Origin of the sequence: Microbacterium sp. CR_7 (genome assembly GCF_041954755.1) — a bacterium.
Taxonomy (GTDB): Bacteria; Actinomycetota; Actinomycetes; order Actinomycetales; family Microbacteriaceae; genus Microbacterium.
Genome location: NZ_JAVAYF010000004.1, coordinates 216,772 through 234,191, shown reverse-complemented (window position 1 = coordinate 234,191; position 17,420 = coordinate 216,772). Strand labels below are relative to the sequence as shown.

At 68.7% G+C, this 17,420-nt stretch carries 16 protein-coding genes and 1 tRNA gene; 7 read left to right on the top strand and 10 right to left on the bottom strand.

The genetic code is table 11. The annotated features are described in order from the left end of the window. Positions 1–16 precede the first annotated feature (16 nt). Together RAC81_RS10205 and RAC81_RS10200 are read right to left on the bottom strand one after the other, a co-directional pair. A complete protein-coding gene (locus RAC81_RS10205) occupies positions 17–913 on the bottom strand; it encodes a type II secretion system F family protein (RefSeq protein WP_375082243.1) in 897 nt (298 codons plus the stop codon). Continuing rightward, positions 907–1,914, bottom strand: a complete 1,008-nt coding sequence (locus RAC81_RS10200; protein ID WP_375082242.1) for a TadA family conjugal transfer-associated ATPase — start codon at positions 1,912–1,914, stop codon at positions 907–909. Before RAC81_RS10200 ends, RAC81_RS10205 begins: the two co-directional genes overlap by 7 nt. Before the next feature lie 409 nt (positions 1,915–2,323). On the opposite strand from RAC81_RS10200, the gene acs reads away from it, so the two are divergent. Continuing rightward, on the top strand, positions 2,324–4,291 hold the full coding sequence (gene acs, locus RAC81_RS10195; protein ID WP_375082241.1) for an acetate--CoA ligase: 1,968 nt from the start codon (positions 2,324–2,326) through the stop codon (positions 4,289–4,291). Between the two features lie 58 nt (positions 4,292–4,349). Here the strand turns inward: acs and RAC81_RS10190 are convergent, their stop codons facing one another. Further along, positions 4,350–4,808, bottom strand: a complete 459-nt coding sequence (locus RAC81_RS10190) for a RidA family protein (protein ID WP_375082240.1) — start codon at positions 4,806–4,808, stop codon at positions 4,350–4,352. Then, positions 4,805–5,029, bottom strand: a complete 225-nt coding sequence (locus RAC81_RS10185; protein WP_375082239.1) for a hypothetical protein — start codon at positions 5,027–5,029, stop codon at positions 4,805–4,807. The genes RAC81_RS10190 and RAC81_RS10185 overlap by 4 nt, the downstream gene beginning before the upstream one ends. Before the next feature lie 76 nt (positions 5,030–5,105). On the opposite strand from RAC81_RS10185, the gene RAC81_RS10180 reads away from it, so the two are divergent. From RAC81_RS10180 to RAC81_RS10155, 6 genes are all read left to right on the top strand, one after another. Further along, complete coding sequence (locus RAC81_RS10180) at positions 5,106–7,664, top strand: transglycosylase domain-containing protein (RefSeq protein ID WP_375082238.1); 2,559 nt, start codon at positions 5,106–5,108, stop codon at positions 7,662–7,664. Then, positions 7,661–8,599, top strand: coding sequence for a metallophosphoesterase (locus RAC81_RS10175; protein ID WP_375082237.1), 939 nt, complete (start codon positions 7,661–7,663; stop codon positions 8,597–8,599). The genes RAC81_RS10180 and RAC81_RS10175 overlap by 4 nt, the downstream gene beginning before the upstream one ends. Before the next feature lie 68 nt (positions 8,600–8,667). After that, positions 8,668–9,195, top strand: coding sequence for a hypothetical protein (locus RAC81_RS10170; RefSeq protein ID WP_375082236.1), 528 nt, complete (start codon positions 8,668–8,670; stop codon positions 9,193–9,195). A gap of 51 nt (positions 9,196–9,246) precedes the next feature. Then, positions 9,247–9,323, top strand: a tRNA-Pro gene (locus RAC81_RS10165). Positions 9,324–9,389: 66 nt separating this feature from the next. Beyond that, entirely contained in the window at positions 9,390–9,863 is a 474-nt protein-coding gene (locus tag RAC81_RS10160) for a VanZ family protein (RefSeq protein WP_375082235.1), read from the top strand. Next, on the top strand, positions 9,860–10,615 hold the full coding sequence (locus RAC81_RS10155) for an HAD-IIB family hydrolase (RefSeq protein ID WP_375082234.1): 756 nt from the start codon (positions 9,860–9,862) through the stop codon (positions 10,613–10,615). The genes RAC81_RS10160 and RAC81_RS10155 overlap by 4 nt, the downstream gene beginning before the upstream one ends. 28 nt (positions 10,616–10,643) lie before the next feature. On the opposite strand, the gene RAC81_RS10150 is transcribed toward RAC81_RS10155, so the two are convergent. The 6 genes from RAC81_RS10150 to RAC81_RS10125 all read right to left on the bottom strand — a co-directional run bounded on the left by RAC81_RS10150 (position 10,644) and on the right by RAC81_RS10125 (position 17,414). Continuing rightward, on the bottom strand, positions 10,644–11,903 hold the full coding sequence (locus RAC81_RS10150; protein ID WP_375082233.1) for an alpha-hydroxy-acid oxidizing protein: 1,260 nt from the start codon (positions 11,901–11,903) through the stop codon (positions 10,644–10,646). An 11-nt stretch (positions 11,904–11,914) separates the two neighbouring features. Further along, positions 11,915–12,637, bottom strand: a complete 723-nt coding sequence (locus tag RAC81_RS10145) for a FadR/GntR family transcriptional regulator (protein WP_375082232.1) — start codon at positions 12,635–12,637, stop codon at positions 11,915–11,917. 100 nt (positions 12,638–12,737) lie between these two features. After that, complete coding sequence (locus RAC81_RS10140) at positions 12,738–13,391, bottom strand: thymidine kinase (protein ID WP_375082231.1); 654 nt, start codon at positions 13,389–13,391, stop codon at positions 12,738–12,740. A 7-nt stretch (positions 13,392–13,398) separates the two neighbouring features. Then, entirely contained in the window at positions 13,399–14,868 is a 1,470-nt protein-coding gene (locus tag RAC81_RS10135; protein WP_375082230.1) for a malate:quinone oxidoreductase, read from the bottom strand. Positions 14,869–14,951: 83 nt separating this feature from the next. Continuing rightward, positions 14,952–16,022: an aspartate-semialdehyde dehydrogenase gene (locus RAC81_RS10130; RefSeq protein ID WP_375082229.1), complete on the bottom strand. Its 1,071-nt coding sequence runs from the start codon at positions 16,020–16,022 to the stop codon at positions 14,952–14,954. 111 nt (positions 16,023–16,133) lie between these two features. Beyond that, the gene (locus RAC81_RS10125) at positions 16,134–17,414 is read right to left on the bottom strand and encodes an aspartate kinase (RefSeq protein WP_096714924.1); all 1,281 of its coding nucleotides are present in this window, start codon (positions 17,412–17,414) and stop codon (positions 16,134–16,136) included. Positions 17,415–17,420: the final 6 nt, after the last annotated feature.

The following is a 17,420-nucleotide window of genomic DNA, read 5'->3' as shown; positions in this document are numbered from 1 at the left end:
TTTCTCGTGAGTGCGGTCAGAACGGCAGGGGTGTCGAGGCGAGCACGCTGAGCAGCAGCGGGGCGACGCCGAGCAGGAGGAAAGCCGGCAAGGTGCAGACCCCGAGCGGGATCAGGAGTCGGGTGGAGAGTCGCGCGGCGCGCAGTCGCCCCTCGACGCGCGATGCGTGCCTGTCCTGCGCCGCCGACGCCCGGAGCAGTTCGACGGCAGGCACGCCCGCGGATCGAGAGAGATCGAGAACGGTCCGCAGTCGGTGCCCGTCGTCGAGCCGCGACGCTCCGGTGTGGTCGACGAGCCGGAGCGCTCGGTCGACAGACGCACCTCCCGAGAGCGCCACCGCGACCAGTTCCGCCTGCATCCCCGGTGTGCCAGGCCGCGGGCGTGCCCGCTTCAGCAACTGGGCCGTCCACGCGCGGGCGGCGAGCACGAGGACGAGCCCGGCCACCACGCATCCCGCCCCGACGGGGCTCGTGGTGACGATGCCGAGGGTGTCGAATCCCAGCGCGAAACCGAGAAGCAGACCGGCGAACGGCATCCACAGCAGCAATCGCGCAGTACCCGCGGGCTCCGCGAGGGCGATCCGCACGTCGTCGGCAGCGGCGGCGGCATCGCGCAGGGTGTCGGCGATCATCCGCAGCACCTCGGCGAGCGGCGCACCGACGGTCGTCGCGACCTCCCACGCCGCCGCGAGGTCGCGCCAGGCTCCTCCCTGCGCCTCGATCGCGGACACCAGCGGTTCCCCCGAGTCGACGCGCTCGACGATCGACACCGCGCGCGGGTCGCCGAGGTCGGCGATGTGCCGCCACGCGACCATCGGAACGGCGCCGGCCTGCAGCAGCACGGCAAGTGTCTGCACGGTCGTCGCCGGATCCGTGCCCTGCGGCGTCGATCTGCGGCGCAGGAACCTCACCACGGCCGCACCTCTTCTATACCGAGCCGGTCACCCTCGACGGTGAGCGTGCCCGCGCGCTCGATGCGCCTCATCCCGTCGGGGTCCCTGTGCAGGTGCAGCACGATCCCGAAGGCGCTGACAGCCTGTCGGGCGAGGGCGGTGGCATCCAGCCCGGCGAGCGCGCCGAGCGCCTCCAGGCGAGCCGGCACATCGCCGAGCCCCGAGGCGTGGAGCGTTCCCGCGCCGCCGTCGTGACCGGTGTTCAGGGCGCTGAGCAGCTCGCGCACCTCCTCGCCGCGGCACTCCCCCACGATGAGGCGGTCGGGACGCATGCGGAGCGACTCGCGCACGAGGCGAGCGAGACTGATGCCGCCCGCACCCTCCAGGTTCGGCTGCCGCGCCTCGAGGGCCACGTGATGCGGATGCCGAGGGGAGAGCTCGGCGACGTCCTCGATCGTGACGATCCGCTCGTTCCCGGGCACTGCGGTCAGCAGGGCGGAGAGCAGGGTGGTCTTGCCGGTGCCCGTTCCCCCGGAGACGAGGATGTTCGTACGATCCCGCACGAGGCCGAGCAGCCAGCGCTTCTGCGCGTCGTCGATCGACCCGAGCGCGGCCAGCGCATCGAGGTCGGCCACCCCCGCTCGGGGCACTCGCACCGACAGGGCGGTGCCGGACGCGGAGACGGGTGCGAGCACTGCGTGGACGCGGATCCCCGACGCCAGCCGCACGTCGACGCACGGCGCCTGGTCGTCGAGATGGCGTCCACCGAGGCCCACCAGAGCGACGGCGAGATCGCGGACCTCTCGCTCCGAGGCCCGCCACCCCGGCACGGCTTCCGTTCCCCTCCCCCGGTCGACGAACAACCCGGACGAGCCGTTCACGAACACGTCGGTGACATCGTGATCGCCGCAGAACTCGGCGAGGGGCCCGAAGGCGGGGTCGAGCGGCGCGCGAGTCGCCGCATCGCCGGCCCCTGGGCGGGCGACCGCGTCGCGCGGTTCGATGACGAATCCGTGGCTCATGGCTCGACGCTAGACAGCGCGAGCGGAGCGGGATCGGGCGATCCTCCGGCATCCGCGGAAGCTGTGCAGAACGTCTCCGCGGCATCATCCGTGCAGAGGCGGCGCGGACGCGGCGCGGAGACGGTCATGCATCCGGACCCTCCCAGGCACGAGAAAGGCGGCACCTCACGGGGGGAATGAGATGCCGCCGACGGCGGCCCTTTCGGGGGAATCGGGCACGCCAAGGCCGGAATGAAGAATTCGGCTGTCGTCGAGTGTACGCAAGGCGACCGTCCTCACAAAACCGGCTCGGGTACCGACTTTCGGCAGTATGCGTTGGCATCGGCCGGGACTAGATTCGCCCTCACGCGGTCGAGCATCGGCTCGGTCGCGCCCGCACGACCCGCACGCCGCAAAGGAGCGCCTGCCGATGAGCAGTCAGATCGATCACCTTCTCGACGAGACCCGCAAGTTCCCGCCGTCCGAGGAGTTCGCCGCCCAGTCGGTCTCGTCGCCGGAACTGTACGAGCGCGCCGCCGCCGACCGCGAGGCGTTCTGGGCCGAGCAGTCCCGCGAGCTCCTGAGCTGGAACACTCCGTTCACCCGGGTCCTCGACTGGTCGACGCCGCCGTTCGCGAAGTGGTTCGACGACGGCGCCCTCAACGTCGCGTACAACTGCCTCGACCGCCACGTCGAAGCGGGCAACGGCGACCGCGTCGCCCTGCACTGGGAGGGCGAGCCGGGCGACTCGCGCACCATCACCTACGCCGAGCTCACCGCAGAGGTCAAGCGCGTCGCCAACGTGCTCGAAGGACTCGGCGTCGGACACGGCGACCGGGTCGCGATCTACCTGCCGATGATCCCCGAGGCGGTGGCCTCGATGCTGGCGGTGGCCCGCGTCGGCGCGATCCATTCCGTGGTCTTCGGCGGATTCAGCGCCGACAGCCTCCGCGCACGCATCGACGACGCGGGAGCCAAGCTCGTCATCACCGCCGACGGCGGCTACCGCAAGGGGCGCGTCTCCGCCCTCAAGCCCGCAGTCGACCAGGCGCTGTCCGACCGCGGCGACGGCGAGCAGCAGACCGTCGAGCACGTCCTCGTCGTGAGGCGCGGCGAGAACGAGGTCGACTGGGAGGAGGGCCGGGACATCTGGTGGCACGACGCCGTACCAGCGGCATCCGCCGAACACGAAGCGCAGGCGTTCCCCGCCGAGAATCCGCTCTTCATCCTCTACACCTCCGGGACCACCGGTAAGCCGAAGGGCATCCTGCACACCTCCGGCGGCTACCTGACCCAGGCGGCGTACTCGCACAAGTACGTCTTCGACCTGCACCCCGAGACCGACGTCTACTGGTGCACGGCCGACATCGGATGGATCACCGGCCACAGCTACGTGACGTACGGGCCGCTCGCGAACGGCGCGACCCAGGTCATCTACGAGGGCACGCCCGACTCGCCGCACCCCGGTCGCTGGTGGGAGATCATCGAGAAGTACGAGGTCTCGATCTTCTACACGGCGCCGACCGCGATCCGCTCGTTCATGAAGATCGGCCGCAGCGTCCCGCAGAAGTTCGACCTCTCGTCGCTGCGGCTGCTGGGCTCCGTGGGCGAGCCGATCAACCCCGAGGCCTGGATCTGGTACCGCGACGTGATCGGAGCGGGCAAGACCCCGATCGTCGACACGTGGTGGCAGACCGAGACCGGCGCGATCATGGTGTCGGCCCTTCCCGGCGTGACGGCGACCAAGCCCGGCTCCGCGCAGGTGCCGCTGCCGGGCATCTCGATCGACGTCGTCGACGAGTCCGGCACCGAGGTCGGGAACGGCAACGGCGGCCTGCTCGTCATCACCGAGCCGTGGCCCAGCATGCTCCGCGGCATCTGGGGCGACCCGGAGCGGTACAAGGAGACGTACTGGGAGAAGTTCGAGAAGCAGGGGTACTACTTCGCGGGCGACGGTGCGCGCCTCGACGACGACGGCGACCTGTGGCTGCTCGGCCGCGTCGACGACGTCATGAACGTCTCGGGGCACCGCCTGTCGACCGCAGAGATCGAGAGCTCCCTCGTCGCGCACGAGGCCACCGCCGAGGCCGCGGTCGTCGGCGCCTCCGACGAGACCACTGGTCAGGCGGTCGTCGCCTTCGTCATCATCAAGGAGAGCTACCTCTCGGCGCACGACCCGGCGGGGCTCGCCCAGCAGCTGCGACTCTGGGTCGGCGAGCAGATCGGAGCGATCGCGCGTCCGCGCGACGTCTACATCGTCGGGGAGTTGCCGAAGACCCGGTCCGGCAAGATCATGCGGCGACTGCTGCGCGATGTCGCCGAAGGACGCGAGGTCGGAGACACGACGACGCTCGCGGACACCGCGGTGATGAGCATCATCTCGGCGCAGGTCAAGTAGGACGGATGCAGAACGCCCCCTCCCGGTCGGGAGGGGGCGTTCTGCGTGTGCGGCGACGTCACGCCAGGATGAAGGTGACCTCGACCTCGACCGGGCTGTCCAGCGGAAGCACCGGCACGCCCACGGCGGCGCGGACGTGGCGTCCCGCGTCGCCGAAGATGTCTCCGAGCACCACGCTCGCGCCGTTGATGACGCCGGGCTGGCCGGTGAAATCCGGGGTGGATGCCACGAAGCCGCCGACCCGCAGGATCCCGGCGATCCGGTCGACACCGCCCGCGGCATCCGCAGCGGCGGCGAGGGCGTTCAGCGCGCAGGTGCGGGCGTAGGCGTTCGCGTCGTCGGCGGCCACGTCGGCTCCCACCTTCCCCGTGGCCGGCAGGGCACCGTCGGAGAACGGCAGCTGGCCGGAGGTGTAGACGAGGCCGTCGCGGACGACCGCGGGGACGTAGGCCGCGACGGGGGCGGCGACCGCGGGCAGCTCGATGCCGAGCTCTGCGAGGCGTGCGGAGATGCTCACGCGGCGCCTCCCTCGAACTGGCGCGCCGCCTGCTCGGCGGCCGCGAGACCGGCATTGCCCGCCGCATCCGTGGTGACAGGGCGCTTGAAGTAGGCGACGAGTCCGCCTTCCGGTCCCTGCACGACCTGGACGAGTTCCCAGCCCTGCTTGCCCCAGTTGTTGAGAATCGCGGCGGTGTTGTGGATCAGCAGCGGCGTCGTGAGGTACTCCCACGTGGTCATGGCTCTCCTGTCTGGCGGCATCCGCGCGCGGATGCGTCAAAGGTGGTTTTTCAGGGAACTCCCCTACGATCAGCGTATGCCTCTAAAGAATCGCACGGTGAAGGGTGCGCTCGGCGGGGTCCTCGGACTCGTCGGCCTGAGCGCGGTCGCCGGCCTCCTCGTCACGGCCAGCGTCACCCCGGTCCTCGCCATGACGGGTATCGCCGGTTCGCAGGCCCTCACGATCTTCGAAGACCTGCCAGCCAACCTCGACGTCACCGCTCCGATGGAGCAGTCCACGATCTACGCCACGGCGGCCGACGGCTCCACGGTGGAGCTGGCGTCGTTCTACGAGCAGAACCGCGTCCCCGTGACGTTCGAGCAGATCAACCCGGTCGTGTTCGACGCCGTTCTCTCCAGCGAGGACAAGGGCTACTACACGCACGGCGGCGTCAACGTCGGCGCGACCGCGAAGGCCCTCGTCGACAACCTCCGCGGTACCAGCGACCGAGGCGCATCCACGATCACGCAGCAGTACGTGAAGAACGTGCTCATCCAGGAGTGCGAGCAGAAGGCCGACCCGGCCTCCGGGACGTACGCCGACGACCTGCAGCAGTGCTGGTTGGACGCGACCAACGCGTCCGGCTCGAAGGGCATCGAGCGCAAGCTCCAGGAGATGCGATACGCGCTGCAGATCGAGAAGGAGTACTCGAAGAACGACATCCTCCTCGGGTACCTCAACATCGCGAACTTCGGCGGCACCGTGTACGGCATCGAGTCGGCTGCGAACTACTACTTCTCCACCACCGCCGCGAACCTCACCGTCGCGCAGGCCGCGACGATCGCCGGCATGGTGCAGAACCCGAACCAGTACCGCATCGACCGCCCGAACGGGACGTGGACGGATGACGACGGCGTCGCCCACAACACCGAGGCCGACGGATATGCCGACACGCTCGAGCGTCGGCACTACGTGCTCGGTCGCATGCTGACCGACGGCAAGATCACGCAGGCCCAGTACGACGAGGCCGAAGCCACGCCGATCACACCCGCCATCACGACTCCCACGCAGGGTTGCGTCGCCGCCAACGACATCGCGCGCAGCGCCTACTTCTGCGAGTACGTGAAGTCGGTCGTGCTCAACGACCCAGCCTTCGGCGACAGCCCCGAAGCGCGACGCGACCTGCTCCGCCAGGGCGGACTGAAGATCTACTCGACGATGAACATCGACATCCAGAACGCCGGCGCGCAGGCGATGCTCGAGACGGTTCCGGGGAACTACGACAACCAGTACTTCGGTGCCGCCGGCGTCTCGCTCGAGACGACGACCGGGCGCGTGCTCGCGATCACGCAGAACACGACCTTCAGCGAGACGATCCAGGGCGACCAGGCATACACCTCGCTCGTCTTCGCCACGGACAAGGCTCACGGAGGATCGAACGGCTTCTCCGTCGGATCGACCTACAAGCTCTTCACGCTGATCGACTGGCTCGAGGAAGGCCACTCGGTGCGCGAGACGCTGAACGGCAACAACCGGGTGTTCCAGAACTTCAAGTGCGGCGACGACCGCATCCGCAACAACACGAAGATCCAGAACTTCGGGAACCAGGGCGGGTACACGGGAACCGTGATGAAGTTCACCGCCGATTCGCTCAACAGCGGCTACCTCGCCATGGCCGAGAAGCTCGACCTCTGCAAGATCAACGCCGTGGCCGACCGTATGGGTGTCACGCTCGCCAACGGCGGCAAGACCACCGATGACCCCGCCGCTCCATATGACATCCTCGGCCCGAAGTACATCTCGCCTCTGGCGATGGCGGGCGCATACGCCACGGTGGCCAACAACGGCGTTCACTGCACGCCGAAGGCGATCGACCGCGTCGTGAACGCCGAGGGCGAGGAGCTCCCCGTCCCCGAGTCGAAGTGCTCGCAGGTGATCTCGCCCGAGGTCGCCAACACAGCAGCGTTCGCACTGCAGGGCGTCATCAACGGGGGAACCGGACGCAAGGCGAACACGAACGACGGAACACCCCTGATCGGCAAGACGGGAACCCACGAGTCCTGGGGGACCATGATGATCGAGTCGAGCACGAAGGTCACGACCGCGGTCTGGGTCGGTCGTTCGCAGGGCCAGGCGAGCATTCTGCGTCAGTCCTGGGGCGGCACGCCTCTCAACGAGATGCGCTACAGCCTCGCGCGAACGATGCAGCGCACTGCCAACGACATCTACGGCGGCGATGCTTTCCCGCAGCCGGACGCGAACCTGAGCAAGCAGGTGCTGACGGACGTGCCGAACGTCGTCGGCATGGACACGGCCACGGCGACGGCCACCCTGCAGAACGCCGACTTCCAGGTCGTCGTCGGCCCCGCCGTGGATGGCCCGGCAGGTGACGTCATCGTCGCGCAGGACCCCTCCGGCCAGGCCCCGAGCGGCGCGACCGTCACGATCTCGCCCAGCAACGGACAGGGCGCGAACGTTCCCGATGTCACGGGTCAGTCGAAGACGGCCGCGGGAAGCACGCTGTTCGCCGCGGGATTCACCTCGATCTCGTTCGACAACTCCTGCAACCCGAACGGAGCAGTCGTGGCATCCACCAACCCGGCGGCGAACACGGCGGCGAACAAGTCCACGCCGATCACGGTCGCCTGCCAGTGACGTCCCGCAGCACGGCTCACCCGGCCCTCATCGCGCTCGGCGCGGTGGGGGCCGTCGGTGCTGCCGCGGCGGTGTGGGGCTTCGGCATCGAGCGGTACCTCTTCACCGTGCGCGAAGTCTCGGCACCCGCTCTTCCGAAGGGTTCCGCGCCGATCCGCATCCTGCACCTCTCGGATGCGCACATGGCGCCGTGGCAGCACCGGAAACAGGACTGGCTCGCGTCGCTCGCTCAGCTGAAGCCGGATCTCATCGTCAACACCGGCGACAACCTCGGACACCGCGACGGCCTTGCGGGAATCCGTCGCGCGTTCGATCCTCTCGCTGGCATCCCCGGTGTCTTCGTGCACGGCTCGAACGACGTGCTTGCACCGTCTCCCCGCAACCCCTTCCTGTACTTCGCAGGCCCGTCGAAGAAGAACGATCTGCCGGTGCCGCTCCTCGACACGGCGGCGATGGACGACTACTTCACCGACGATCTCGGTTGGGTCGACCTGAACAACGCCGCCGCCCGCATCGACGTGAACCGCACTGCGGTGGACCTCTTCGGGGTGAACGACGCCCACCGCGACTGGGACGATCTCGACGCGCTCCCCGCGGCCATCGACTCCCTCGGACCGCGCGAACCCGGAACGCCGGTGCTGGGCGTCACGCACGCCCCCTATCAGCGGGTGCTGAACTCCTTCGTCGACGTCGGCGCCGACGCGATCCTCGGCGGGCACACGCACGGCGGGCAGGTGTGCCTCCCCGGCTACGGCGCTCTGGTCGCCAATTGCGACATCCCGCTGAAGCAGGCGAAGGGACTCAGCACCTGGACGCACGGCGCCCGCTCTGTGCCGCTCAACGTGAGCGCCGGCTGCGGTCACTCGATCTACGCCCCCGTCCGCTTCGCGTGTCGCCCCGAGGCGACACTGCTCACCCTCACGGCGCGCCGCTGACCTCGACTCACGCGACACGCGAGTGACGTCAGCTCGCCGCTTCGATCCGAGGAGACGAACGGCGAGACATGCGAGACCTCATCCAGGATCAGCCTCCGCGCACGGGCCGACGAACGCCGGTCGGACTCATCTACGTCCTCCTCCCCCTCGTGACAGCTCTCGGACTCATCGCGCCCGTGCTCGCCACGACGACATCGCCGGTTGGCGTCCACCCAGGTGGCTCGCTCGCTCTCGTCTCCGTGTATCTGATCTGCTTCGCGCTACCCGCATCTGCGGCCGCGCCTCGGGTGTCACGGCTACTTCCGCGCGCCGCGATTCGGATTCTCGCGGCGATCTCGTCGCTCACGTGTGCGATCTGGATGCTGTTCCTCGGCTGGGCGCTGACCCTCGGGGCGAGTGGTGGCCGGATCCCGCTGCTCGACTCGCCGGATGGACTCGCTGCGGTCCTCCTCACCGCGTCGGTGAGCATGTGGGCCACTTCTCTCTCCGCTCTCGCCGCGCTCCTACCCCGGCCGCTCGTTCGAACCATCGCGCTGGCCACCTTCGGCCCGATCGGTTTGGGCGTTCTCGTGTCGATGATCATCGTCGCCTCGTGACCTCGATTCGGCGCTGCGGGCTTTTCCCTGTAGACTCGGAGGGTTGCAAAACGGGGTGTGGCGCAGCTTGGTAGCGCGCTTCGTTCGGGACGAAGAGGTCGCAGGTTCAAATCCTGTCACCCCGACCAGTGACATAGGAAGGCCGCCCGCACGGGCGGCCTTCTCTGTATCAGGATGCGGCGAAAGGGGATCGCGTGAGCGCACTGCTCCCTGCTCCGCAGCGCCGGACCCGGGGCCTCGCGGCGCTTCTCGGCGTCCCGTTCCTGGCCGGACTGGGAGTCCTGACGCTCACGCCGTCCCGCGTCGAGGAGTCGATGCCGAATCTTCTCGACCTCGTCCTGACGACCGCGCACCGGGCGGGCTGGAACTGGCTCGACTTCACGCGTCTCGAGATCATCGCGAACGTGCTGGTGTTCGTTCCGGTCGGCGTCTTCGCCTTCCTTCTTGTACCGCGCCGCATCTGGCCGGTCGCCGTCGTGCTGGGCCCGGCGATCTCCGTCGCCATCGAGATCGCGCAGCGCGTTGCGCTCCCCCACCGCGCGGCGACCGTGAGCGACGTCGTCGCGAACTCGGGCGGTGCGCTGATAGGCGTGTTCCTCGCGATCGCCTGCACCCTGCTCTTCGCGCCGACGACGAACCGTCCAACCCGTAGGCTGGAGACATCATGACCGCGCCCGCCCTCGTCGCCTTCGATCTCGACGACACGCTCGCACCGTCCAAAGGCCTCATCAGCGACCGGATAGCTGCCCTCCTGACTGCTCTCCTGCAGCGCGGCGACGTCGCGATCATCTCGGGCGGCAACGAGCAGCAGTTCCGCTCGCAGGTCGTCGCGCGACTCGCGGCGGTCGATGCGACGACTCTAGCCCGGCTGCACCTGCTGCCGACCTGCGGAACCCGATACCTGCGCCACGACGGTGTCGACTTCGCCCCGGTCTACGCACACGACCTCAGCAGCGACGAGAAGGATGCCGCCCTGACGGCACTCCGCGAAGAGGCCGAACGCCTCGGACTGTGGGAGCCGGAGCCCTGGGGGGACATACTCGAGGACCGCGGATCGCAGATCACGTTCTCCGCACTGGGCCAGAAGGCTCCGCGCGACGCCAAGCACGGCTGGGACCCAGACGGCTCGAAACGCGCAGCTCTGCGGGATGCCGTGGCAGCGCGCCTTCCCGGACTCGAGGTCCGGTCCGGGGGCTCGACGTCGATCGACATCACCCGCGCCGGGATCGACAAGGCCTACGGCATGCAGCGTCTCGCCGAGCTGACCGGCATCCCGCTCGCGTCGATGCTCTTCTACGGAGACCGACTGGACGAGGGCGGCAACGACTACCCCGTGCTCGCTCTCGGCGTCCCCTCGATCGCCGTCGAAGGCTGGGAGGACACGGCCGACAAGCTCGACGAGCTGCTCGCCTCGCTCTGATCCGCCGCGTCGCTCCCACTCGCGACGATCAGCGGACGACGGCGTCCGACACGCTCTTCGCGACGGGCACCAGTCTCGTCAACTGAGTGACGTGCGCGGGCTCCAGCTCGGACAGCGACGCCACACCGAGCAGGCGCATCGTGCGCTCGATCTCCGTGCGCAGGATCGCGATGGTGCGATCGACGCCTCGTCGGCCACCGGCCATGAGGCCGTAGAGGTACGCCCGCCCGATCAGCGTGAAATCCGCACCGAGTGCGATGGACGCGACGATGTCGGCCCCGTTCATGATGCCCGTGTCGATCATCACCGTGAAGTCGTCGCCGACGGCACGGCGCACCTGCGGCAGGAGGTGGAACGGGATGGGCGCACGGTCGAGTTGCCGTCCGCCGTGATTCGACAGCACGATGCCGTCGACGCCCGCGTCGCGCAGTCGCACCGAGTCCTCGACGTTCTGCACGCCCTTGATGACGATCTTGCCCGGCCACAGGTCGCGGATCACGGCGAGGTCGTCGTAGCTGATGGTCGGGTCCATCGCGGCGTCCAACAGCTCGCCCACCGTGCCACCCGTCGTGCTGAGAGAGGCGAACTCGAGCTTCGGCGTCGTGAGGAAGTCGTACCACCACCACGGCCTCGGGATCGCGTTGATGATCGTGCCGAGTGTCAGCTGCGGCGGGATGCTGAAGCCGTTGCGCTTGTCGCGCAGGCGCGCCCCTGCGACGGGGGTGTCGACCGTGAACTGCAGGGTGTCGAAGCCTGCCGCGGCCGCGCGGCGGGTCAGCTCGTAGGAGATCTCGCGATCGCGCATCACGTACAGCTGGAACCAGTTGCGACCGTGGGGGTTGGCCGCTTTGACGCCCTCGATGGACGTCGTGCCGAGGGTCGACAGCGTGAACGGGATGCCGGCCGCCGCCGCGGCGCCGGCTCCGGCGACCTCGCCTTCGGTCTGCATGAGGCGCGTGAACCCGGTCGGAGCGATGCCGAAGGGCAGCGCCGACGGCCCGCCGAGGATCTCGACCGACGTGTCGACCTGCGGCGCCGGGCGCAGGATGCCGGGGTGGAACTCGACGTCCTGGAACGCCTGCCGCGCACGCCGGAGGGACAGTTCACCCTCCGCGGCTCCGTCGGTGTAGTCGAACGCGGCCTTGGGTGTGCGCCGCTTCGCGATCGTGCGCAGATCGGCGATCGTGAGCGCTGCGTCGAGCCGCCGTTTGGTGCCGTCGAGCTCTGGCTTCTTGAACTTCATGAGCTCGAGGAGCTCGGCGGGGTTGGGCAACTGGCGCTGGACCATGCTCTGACCTCTCAGTCGGTGGATGCGGTGCCGCGGGTGAGCCCCGTGGCGCTGTAATAGCCGGTGATGTGGGCGTGGACGAGCGATCGAGCACCCTCGGTGTCGCCCGCAGCGATGGCCGCGACGATCGCGCTATGCTCTGCGCGCAGACGGTCGGCCATCGCGCTCCAGTCGGGGATCGCCGCAGCGCCCCGCTGCACGTACGACTCGATCGCGGTGCGGAGCCCCGCCATCATCGCGGCGACCACCGTGTTGCCGCTCGCCTCGGCGAGGGCGAGGTGCAGTTGCGCGTCGAGCGCGAGGAACTCCGCGGGGGCGAGACCGGGGGCGTCCATCGCGTCGAGCACGCGCCCGACCTCGTCGAGCGCCGGAGCGGACTGCGATGCGAGATCAGCGGCGACGGCGTCTTCCAGCACCAAGCGGGTGCGGACCACGTCGTCGAGCGGAAACCCCTGCGCGGCGACCTGCAGGCGCAGCAGTGTCGACATGCCGCCCGTCGGCGTCGCGATGACGATGGCACCCGACTGCGGGCCCGAACCGGTGGCCGTGCGGATCAGCCCCATGACCTCGAGGACCCGCAGCGCCTCGCGGACGCTGGATCGCCCGACGCCGAGTTCTGTGGCGAGATCGCGCTCGGAGGCGAGCCGATCGCCCGGACCGAGACGTCCGTCGAGGAGCTCGCGCTCGACGTGCTCGAGCACGAGGTGCCAGGCGCGCGCGGGTTGCTCCGGCATCCGCTCTCCTCCGCTCATGTGGTCTGACCACACTACAGAGTGTGGTCAGACCACGCAAGCGAGACCTGCCACGCGGCCGCGGACAGACGAGGGGAGGCTGTCAGCCCAGGCGACCGCCGGACTCCTGCAGGTAGCAGGCGCCGCAGAGCGATTCGTAGGTGGTGAGCTCGGGCGCGGAGGCGCCCTCGGCGCCCTCGTCGATCGCGACCTGGTCGCCGTCGAACACGAAGCTCCCGCCGATCACCCGGCCGTTGAACACCGCTTTGCGCCCGCACCGGCAGATGGTCTTGAGCTCCTCCAGGGAGTGTGCGATCGCGAGCAGACGGGCGGAACCGGGGAAGGCGTGGGTGAGGAAGTCGTTGCGGATGCCGTAGGCGATGACCGGGATGCCGTCTTCGATGGCGATGCGGAACAGATCGTCGACCTGTTCCGCCGTGAGGAACTGCGCCTCGTCGATCAGGAGGCACGCGACGTCGACCGGTCCCTCGGGGATCAGTTCCCCCTCGGCAGCTCGCCGCAGACGATCGCGCTGCGCGTCGAACAGCGCCCGCGCGTCGTCGTCGGGCCCGATCAGGAAGTCGACCTCGCGCGTCATGCCCAGGCGACTCGAGATCTCCGACGCGCCCTTCGTGTCGATCGCCGGCTTCGCGAGCAGCACGTGCTGGCCGCGCTCCTCATAGTTGTAGGCGGCCTGGAGCAGAGCGGTGGACTTGCCCGAGTTCATCGCGCCGTAGCGGAAGTAGAGCTTCGCCACCGGTCCGCTACTCGTCGATGCCGAGCGTGGCTGCCGTCGACGACGTCGACGACGCAGCCAGAGCGGGCTGTGTGTTGAGCTTCTCCCCGAACGTCGGGATCAGCTGGCGCAGCTCGGATTCCCAGCCCGGGTACTCGTCGGGGAAGCACTTCTTCAGCAGATCGAGCATGATCGGCACCGCCGTGGAGGCACCGGGCGACGCACCCAGCAGCCCGGCGATCGAGCCGTCGGCTGATGCGACGACCTCGGTGCCGAACTGCAGCACCCCGCCCTTCTTCGGGTCCTTCTTCATGACCTGCGCGCGCTGACCGGCGTCGATCAGCGTCCAGTCCTCGTCCTTCGCGGTCGGCATGAACGTGCGCAGGCTGTCGACCTTCTTCGCATGGTTCTTGAGCAGCTCGCCGATGAGGTAGGTGATGAGATCGGGGTTGGCGAAGGCGACGCGCAGCATCGGCATGAGGTTGTGCGGTCGCACCTGCGTGACGATGTCGAGCAGCGACCCGTTCTTCAGGAACTTCGGGCTGAACGTCGCGAACGGACCGAACATGAGCGACGCCTCGCCGTCGACGACACGCGTGTCGAGGTGCGGCACCGACATGGGCGGGGCGCCCACAGACGCCTGCGAGTACACCTTTGCCTTGTGCTGCGACACGATCTTCGGGTTGCTCGTCTTGAGGAACTGCCCCCCGATCGGGAAGACGCCGTAGCCCCTGATCTCAGGGATGCCTGAGCGCTGCAGCAGCTTGAGCGCCCAGCCGCCCGCGCCGACGAAGACGAAGCGCGCCTTGATCTCGGCGGGGGTGCGACCGACGGTCGTGCGGTACTTGACCAGCCAGCCGTCCTTCTGCTTCTTCAGCGAGCGGACCTCGTGGTTCGTGCGCAGCGACACGCCCGACTTCGTGAGGTGGTCGAAGAGCTGGTGCGTCAGCGCACCGAAGTCCACGTCCGTCCCCGCGGGCACGCGTGTGGCGGCGAACGGCTCGCCCTTGCGGCGCTGCTGCATGAGCAGAGGCGCCCACTTGTTGATGACGCGCGAGTCCTCGCTGTACTCGATGCCCGCGAACAGCGGCTGCTTCTTCAGCACCTCGTAGCGGTCCTTGAGGTACGCGACATCCTTCTCGCCGCGCACGAAGGTCATGTGCGGCGTCGCGTTGATGAACGTCGACGGCTCGTCGAGCACACCCCTCTCGACCAGCGACGACCAGAACTGGCGGCTCTGCTGGAACTGCTCGTTGATCGAGATCGCCTTCGCGGGATCGAGCGGCGCGCCCTTCTGCTGCGGCATGTAGTTCAGCTCGCACAGGGCGGCGTGACCGGTACCAGCGTTGTTCCAGGGGTTGGAGGACTCCTGGGCCACGTCCGACAGTCGCTCGAAGGCGACGATCTTCCAGTCCGGCTGCAGCTCGTGCAGCAGGGTACCCAGGGTGGCGCTCATGATGCCACCGCCGATCAGGACGACATCGACTGTTTCTGTCACCAGGACAGTCTAGTTCGCGGGCACGGCACGGCAGACCACGCGGGCCGGCTCGACGAGACCGGATCCGCATGGCGGGGATGCCGTCAGGCTATGACGGCCAGGCGCTCGGCGAGGATCTCGGCGATCTGCACCGCGTTCAGAGCCGCGCCCTTGCGCAGGTTGTCGTTGCTGATGAACAGCACGAGGCCCTTGCCCTCTGGGGCCGATTGGTCCGCGCGGATGCGGCCGACGAAGCTCGGGTCCTTGCCGGCGGCCTGCAGCGGAGTCGGCACCTCGTCGAGCACGACGCCGGGAGCAGCGGCGAGCACCTCGCGCGCCCGCTCCGGCGTGATGTCGCGGGCGAACTCGACGTTGATCGAGAGCGAGTGACCGGTGAAGACGGGCACGCGCACGCAGGTGCCTGCGACGCGGAGGCCCGGGAGCTCGAGGATCTTGCGGCTCTCGTTGCGGAGCTTCTTCTCCTCGTCGGTCTCGTTCTCACCGTCGTCGACGAGGTTTCCGGCGAAGGGGATCACGTCGAACGCGATCGGCGCGACGTACTTCTCGGGCTCGGGGAAGTCGATCGCGGACCCGTCGTGCACGAGGCGCAGCGTGTCGCCCTGCGCGAGGACGCCCTCGACCTGGCCGAGCAGCTCCTGCGCCCCGGCGAGGCCGGAGCCGGAGACGGCCTGGTAGGTCGACACGATGAGACGCTCGAGGCCGGCCTCGGCGTCGAGCGCCTTGAGCACGGGCATCGCAGCCATGGTCGTGCAGTTCGGGTTCGCGATGATGCCGCGCGGGCGGTCGTCGATCGCGTGCGGGTTGACCTCGCTCACCACGAGGGGCACCTCGGGATCGTTGCGCCACGCGCTCGAGTTGTCGACGACCACGGCACCGGCCTCGGCGAACCGCGGAGCGTAGGCACGGCTGGCGGTGGCCCCGGCCGAGAACAGGGCGATGTCGATGCCCGCGGCATCCGCCGTCTCCACGTCTTCGACGATCACGGTCGCTCCGCCGAACTCGATCGTCGTGCCCGCCGAGCGCGACGACGAGAACAGGCGCAGTTCGCGGATCGGGAAGGACCGCTCGGCGAGAATCTCGCGCATGACGGTGCCCACCTGGCCGGTGGCGCCCACGATGGCGACGGAGAGTCCTGAGTCGGAGATGCGGGTCATGATGTTCCTTGGCGTCGAGCAGTACTGCTGGCGAGGCTTCAGGCGCGGCGTCGGGGTGCGGATGCCGCGCCTGGCGCCGATGTCAGGGTGTGGGTGAGTCTACCGTGCCGGTCAGCGACCGGTACCGGCGTGGACCGTGGCTTCGATCTCGCCGTCGAGTCCGTAGGCGCTGTGCACGGTGCGCGCGGCCTCCGCAAGGTCGCTGTCGCGCAGCACGACAGAGATGCGGATCTCGGACGTCGAGATCATCTCGATGTTGATGCCGCCGGCCGACAGCGCCTCGAAGAGGATCGCCGAGACGCCGGAGTGGGTGCGCATGCCCGCGCCGACCACAGACAGCTTGCCGATCTGGTCGTCATGGATGAGGTTCTGGAATCCCACCTCGGTCTGGTCGCCGGCGAGCGCCTTGAGTGCCGCCGCGGCATCCGCCTTGGGAACAGTGAACGAGATGTCGGTGCGACCCGTCGCCGACACGTTCTGCACGATCATGTCGACGTTCGCGCCGGACTTGGCGACGATCTTGAAGATCTCGGCGGCCTTGCCCGGGACGTCCGGCACTCCGGCGACCGTGATCTTGGCCTGGCTGAAGTCGGTGGCGACTCCGGCGACGATCGGTTCTTCCATCTCAGCTCCCTCGGCTTCGCGGGGGTTCTTCATGCCCTCGCCCAGAACGTAGGTGCCCTCCGACGACGAGAACGTCGAACGGGCGTGGATCAGGACGCCGTGACGGCGCGCGTACTCGACAGCACGGATGTAGAGCACCTTGGCTCCGTTGGCAGCCAGCTCGAGCATCTCCTCGCTCGAGATGTGGTCGAGCTTCTGCGCCTTCGGGATGATGCGCGGGTCGGAGGTGAAGATGCCGTCGACGTCGCTGTAGATCTCGCACACGTCGGCCGACAGTGCCGCCGCGAGCGCCACGGCCGTGGTGTCGGATCCGCCGCGACCCAGCGTGGTGATGTCGCGGGTGTCGCGGTTGAACCCCTGGAAGCCGGCGACGATGACGATCGCGCCCTCGTCGAGCGCCTCGCGCAGCCGGACCGGGGTCACGTCGACGATGCGCGCGGCGCCGTGCTGCGAATCCGTGATCATGCCGGCCTGGCTGCCGGTGAACGACCGCGCCTCGAACCCCATCGAGTGGATGGCCATCGCGAGGAGCGCCATCGAGATGCGCTCACCGCTCGAGAGCAGCATGTCGAGCTCTCGGGGAGCGGGGATCGGGGCGACCTCGTTCGCGAGGTCGAGCAGCTCGTCGGTGGTGTCGCCCATCGCGCTGACGGCCACGACGACATCGTGTCCGGCACGACGCGTGTCGACGATGCGCTTCGCGACGCGCTTGATGCTCTCTGCGTCGGCGACGGACGAGCCGCCGTACTTCTGCACGATGAGGGCCACGTTCAC

Bases quoted from the DNA above. Each gene is read 5' to 3' on its own strand.
- RAC81_RS10200 (WP_375082242.1), bottom strand. From the start codon at position 1,914: ATGAGCCACGGATTCGTCATCGAACCGCGCGACGCGGTCGCCCGCCCA.
- acs (WP_375082241.1), top strand. From the start codon at position 2,324: ATGAGCAGTCAGATCGATCACCTTCTCGACGAGACCCGCAAGTTCCCG.
- RAC81_RS10185 (WP_375082239.1), bottom strand. From the start codon at position 5,029: ATGACCACGTGGGAGTACCTCACGACGCCGCTGCTGATCCACAACACC.
- RAC81_RS10180 (WP_375082238.1), top strand. From the start codon at position 5,106: ATGCCTCTAAAGAATCGCACGGTGAAGGGTGCGCTCGGCGGGGTCCTC.
- RAC81_RS10170 (WP_375082236.1), top strand. From the start codon at position 8,668: ATGCGAGACCTCATCCAGGATCAGCCTCCGCGCACGGGCCGACGAACG.
- RAC81_RS10155 (WP_375082234.1), top strand. From the start codon at position 9,860: ATGACCGCGCCCGCCCTCGTCGCCTTCGATCTCGACGACACGCTCGCA.
- RAC81_RS10150 (WP_375082233.1), bottom strand. From the start codon at position 11,903: ATGGTCCAGCGCCAGTTGCCCAACCCCGCCGAGCTCCTCGAGCTCATG.
- RAC81_RS10145 (WP_375082232.1), bottom strand. From the start codon at position 12,637: ATGCCGGAGCAACCCGCGCGCGCCTGGCACCTCGTGCTCGAGCACGTC.
- RAC81_RS10130 (WP_375082229.1), bottom strand. From the start codon at position 16,022: ATGACCCGCATCTCCGACTCAGGACTCTCCGTCGCCATCGTGGGCGCC.